This window comes from Lysobacter xanthus (genome assembly GCF_047159895.1).
The window spans coordinates 1-3,903 of the sequence record NZ_BAAGAB020000116.1; the positions used below are offsets into that span (position 1 = coordinate 1).

The following is a 3,903-nucleotide window of genomic DNA, read 5'->3' on the forward strand; positions in this document are numbered from 1 at the left end:
ACCGATTCCTCCACGAGGATCTCGTGCACGGGCGAGAGCTCGAGGCCACGCTTGGCGATCTCCTCGAACTCTTCCTTGTTGTAGGCGATGCCGCCACCGGTGCCGCCCAGGGTGAAGGACGGACGGATGATCGTCGGGAAGCCGACGGTCGTCTGAATCTGTACCGCTTCCTCGAAGTTCCGCGCCACCGCGGCCTTCGGGCATTCAAGGCCGATCTCGGCCATCGCGACACGGAACAGCTCGCGGTCCTCGGCCATGCGGATGGCGTCGCGCGAGGCGCCGATCAGTTCCACGCCGTACTTCTCGAGTATGCCGTTGTCGGCGAGGTCGAGCGCGCAGTTGAGCGCCGTCTGGCCACCCATCGTGGGCAGCAGCGCATCGGGCTTTTCCTTGGCGATGATCTTCTCGACCGTCTGCCAGGTGATCGGCTCGATGTAGACCGCGTCGGCCATGTCCGGGTCGGTCATGATCGTCGCCGGGTTGCTGTTCACCAGCACGACCCGGAAGCCCTCGTCGCGCAGGGCCTTGCAGGCCTGCACGCCGGAGTAGTCGAACTCGCAGGCCTGGCCGATCACGATCGGGCCCGCGCCGATGATCAGCACGGTCTTGATGTCGGTGCGCTTGGGCATGTCAACGCGCCTCCATCGACGCAAGGAATCGATCGAACAGGGGCGCCACGTCATGCGGCCCCGGGCTCGCTTCGGGGTGGCCCTGGAACGAGAAGGCCGGCGCGTCGGTGAGCGCGATGCCCTGGTTGCTGCCGTCGAACAGCGAGCGGTGGGTCACGCGGACGTTCGCGGGCAGCGTCGCTTCGTCGACCGCGAAGCCGTGGTTCTGGCTGGTGATCAGGACGCGCCCGCTGTCGAGGTCCTGCACGGGGTGGTTGGCACCGTGGTGACCGAACTTCATCTTCAGCGTGCGCGCACCGGCGGCCAGCGCGAGCAGCTGGTGACCGAGGCAGATGCCGTACAGCGGAAGCCGGCGCGCCAGGAATTCGCGGGTCGCCTCGATCGCATACAGGCACGGCTCCGGATCACCGGGGCCGTTCGACAGCACGACGCCATCGGGATTCATCGCGAAGACGTCGGCCGCGGGCGTCTGCGCGGGCACGACCGTGACGCGGCAACCGCGCGAGGCCAGCATGCGCAGGATGTTGAGCTTCACGCCGAAGTCGTAACAGACCACGTGGAAGCGGCCGTCGGTGGCGGCGAAGCTGTCGGTGTCGAGATCGAGCTCGGTTTCCGTCCAAGCGTAGGCTTCGCGCGTGCAGACCTCCTTCGCGAGGTCCATGCCCTTGAGGCCGGGGAACTTGCGCGCGGCTTCGATCGCCACGTCGGCGTCGATGTCGCCTGCCATCAGCGCACCGTTCTGCGCGCCGCGGTCGCGGAGCAGTCGCGTGAGCTTGCGCGTGTCGATGTCGGAGATCGCGACCATGCCCTTCGCCGCAAGCCATTCGGGCAGCGACAGCTGCGACCGCCAGTTGCTCGGGCGCTTCGGCACATGCCGCACGATGAGGCCGGCCGGCCACACCGTCTTCGCCTCGTCGTCCTTCGGCGTCGTGCCGGTGTTGCCGATGTGCGGATACGTCAGCGTGACGAGCTGGCGGGCGTACGAGGGGTCGGTCACGACCTCCTGGTAGCCGGTCATCGCCGTGTTGAATACGACTTCGCCGACGGACAGGCCGGGCGCGCCGACCGATACGCCCTCGAAGATCGTTCCGTCTTCGAGCGCGAGGATTGCGGATTGGGTCACGGGGGTCGCCTGTGCTGCCACGGGATGCCGAGCCCTGCAGGTGCCGGATCGCGGCTGCAGAAAATCGCGGACGCGGTGCGGGACCGGTCCGACGAAGGGCTTCAGGCGAGCGGGAATTCTAGCGACGCGAGCGGCTTCGCGCCAGCGCGTCGCGTGGATTCGGCCGAACGGTCGTTCAGTCGAGCAGGTCGGCCACGCGCCAGGCGCCCGCCGGGCGGCTGTGAAGCCGCCGGGCGACGTGGAGCGCGCCGCGCGCGAAGATGTCGCGGCTCGTCGCGCGATGGACCAGTTCGATCCGCTCGCCGACCGTGGCGAACTGCACGAGGTGCTCGCCGACGATGTCCCCTGCGCGCAACGAGGCGTATCGCGGCGTCGCCCCGCCGTCGCCGGCCCGTTCGCCGAGCGCGAGCGCCGTGCCCGACGGCGCGTCCTTCTTGTGCACGTGATGGGATTCGACGATGTCGCAGTCCCAGCCCGGCAGCGTGCGGGCCGCGCGCTCGACGAGGTCGGCCAGCACGGCGACGCCGAGGCTGAAATTCGCCGCCCACACGATCGGGACGTCACGCGCCGCCTCGGCCAGCGACGCCCGCTGGGACTCCGACAGGCCCGTGGTGCCCGAAACGAACGCCGCGGAGCGCGTCCGGCAGAGGCCGAGCACCGTGTCGAAGGCTTCGGGCAGGCTGAAATCGATGGCGACGTCGAACTCCGGTGCCGCGTCCAGCTGCCGGCTGTCGACCCACGCCGTGGCGGGCGGCAGCCCTTCCGGCTTGCGCCTCGAGGCGGCCGCGACGATGCGCACGTCGTCGCGCTCGGCGGCGAGGCGCAGCAGCGACTGCCCCATGCGTCCGCTGGCACCGTGGATGAGGAGTCGGGTCGGTTCGTTCATCCGGCGAGGCTAGCGACGGTGCCTTCGACGGACAAGCGCCTAGAATCCGCGGTTGGACTCCGGGAGCCGCGATGGACGCCCTGCTCGACGCTTCACGCCTGGCCGCGCCGGCCGCGACGACGGCAGCCCCGTTCCCGCTGTTCGTGCTCGAGGACGTGCTCCCCGCCGACGCACGCGCCGCGCTCGCCGCCGACTTCCCGCGCTACCGCAGCGCCGGTTTCTTCCCGTATGCGGACGCCGAGTGCGGCCCGTCGGTCCGAGCGGTGGTCGCGCAGATGACGTCGGCGGAGTTCGGCGATGCCGTCGGCCGGCGACTGGGCATCGACGCACTCGGCGCGAAACCGACGCTCGCCACGCTCTGCCGCTCGCTCAACCGGCGGCACGGCACGATCCACACCGACAGCCGTTCGAAAGTCGTCACCGCCCTGCTCTACCTCAACGAGGACTGGCCGGACACCAGTGACGGCTGCCTGCGCTTCCTCGGAAGGATCGACGACATCGAGTCGCTCGTCGTGCCCGAAGTACGGCCGCTGTACGGGACCCTCGCTGCCTTCAAGCGCGAGGACAACTCGTTTCATGGACACCTGCCGTTCGAAGGCGAGCGGCGCGTGATCCAGGTGGCGTGGCTGACGAGCGAGGACGAGAAGCAGCGCAAGACGCGTCGCGGCCGCTTCTCGCGCGGCTTCAAGCGCCTGCTGGGCGTGCTCGACCGGCGCTTTGGCGCCGGCCGTGGTGACAACGCTTCACATCCCGACTGAGGCCGGCCCGCGTGTCGCGGCCTCCGCCGCGCGCACGTCAGACCGAGCGCTGCATCAGCCGGTCATGCGTTCCCAGAAGCCCTTCACGCCGTCGAGGAACGTCGACGACCGGGGCGAATGCCGGCGCGCGCCGTCTCCGGCGAACGTCGCCTCGAACTGCTCGAGGATGTCGCGCTGTTCCTGCGTCAGGTTGACCGGCGTCTCGACGATGACGCGGCAGTAGAGGTCGCCCTCGGAGCGGCTGCGCACCGAGCGCACGCCCTTGCCGCGCAGGCGGAACATCTTGCCGGTCTGCGTTTCCGCGGGGATGCGCAGTTCGACGTCGCCGCCGAGCGTGGGGACGCGGATCGTGTCGCCCAGCGCGGCCTGCGAGATGCGGATCGGGACTTCGCAGTGCAGGTCGTCGCCGTCGCGCTGGAAGATCTCGTGCTCGCGGATGCGCTCGCCGCGCGCGGGCCCTCGCAGAGCGCCGTGAAGTCGAACCAGGCATGGCCTTCGATGCGCGCG

5 protein-coding genes are annotated in these 3,903 nt (G+C 69.7%); 1 reads left to right on the plus strand and 4 read right to left on the minus strand.

Features of this window, described 5'->3' with window-relative positions:
- The 3 genes from ACY35P_RS15065 to dapB all read right to left on the minus strand — a co-directional run.
- The coding region (locus tag ACY35P_RS15065; protein ID WP_462116652.1) for a carbamoyl phosphate synthase preATP-grasp domain-containing protein at window positions 1–629 on the minus strand (629 nt) is incomplete at its 3' end.
- Window position 630: 1 nt separating this feature from the next.
- Complete coding sequence (carA, locus tag ACY35P_RS15070) at window positions 631–1,752, minus strand: glutamine-hydrolyzing carbamoyl-phosphate synthase small subunit (RefSeq protein WP_462116653.1); 1,122 nt, start codon at window positions 1,750–1,752, stop codon at window positions 631–633.
- A 175-nt stretch (window positions 1,753–1,927) separates the two neighbouring features.
- Window positions 1,928–2,638 (minus strand): 4-hydroxy-tetrahydrodipicolinate reductase, encoded by a 711-nt coding sequence (dapB, locus tag ACY35P_RS15075; protein WP_462116654.1) that lies wholly within the window; start codon window positions 2,636–2,638, stop codon window positions 1,928–1,930.
- 71 nt (window positions 2,639–2,709) lie between these two features.
- Between dapB and ACY35P_RS15080 the strand changes: the two genes are divergently transcribed.
- Complete coding sequence (locus tag ACY35P_RS15080; protein ID WP_462116655.1) at window positions 2,710–3,396, plus strand: 2OG-Fe(II) oxygenase; 687 nt, start codon at window positions 2,710–2,712, stop codon at window positions 3,394–3,396.
- A gap of 54 nt (window positions 3,397–3,450) precedes the next feature.
- On the opposite strand, the gene ACY35P_RS15085 is transcribed toward ACY35P_RS15080, so the two are convergent.
- The coding region (locus tag ACY35P_RS15085; protein WP_462116656.1) for a DnaJ C-terminal domain-containing protein at window positions 3,451–3,903 on the minus strand (453 nt) is incomplete at its 5' end.

Bases quoted from the DNA above. Each gene is read 5' to 3' on its own strand.
- dapB (WP_462116654.1), bottom strand. From the start codon at position 2,638: ATGAACGAACCGACCCGACTCCTCATCCACGGTGCCAGCGGACGCATG.
- ACY35P_RS15080 (WP_462116655.1), top strand. From the start codon at position 2,710: ATGGACGCCCTGCTCGACGCTTCACGCCTGGCCGCGCCGGCCGCGACG.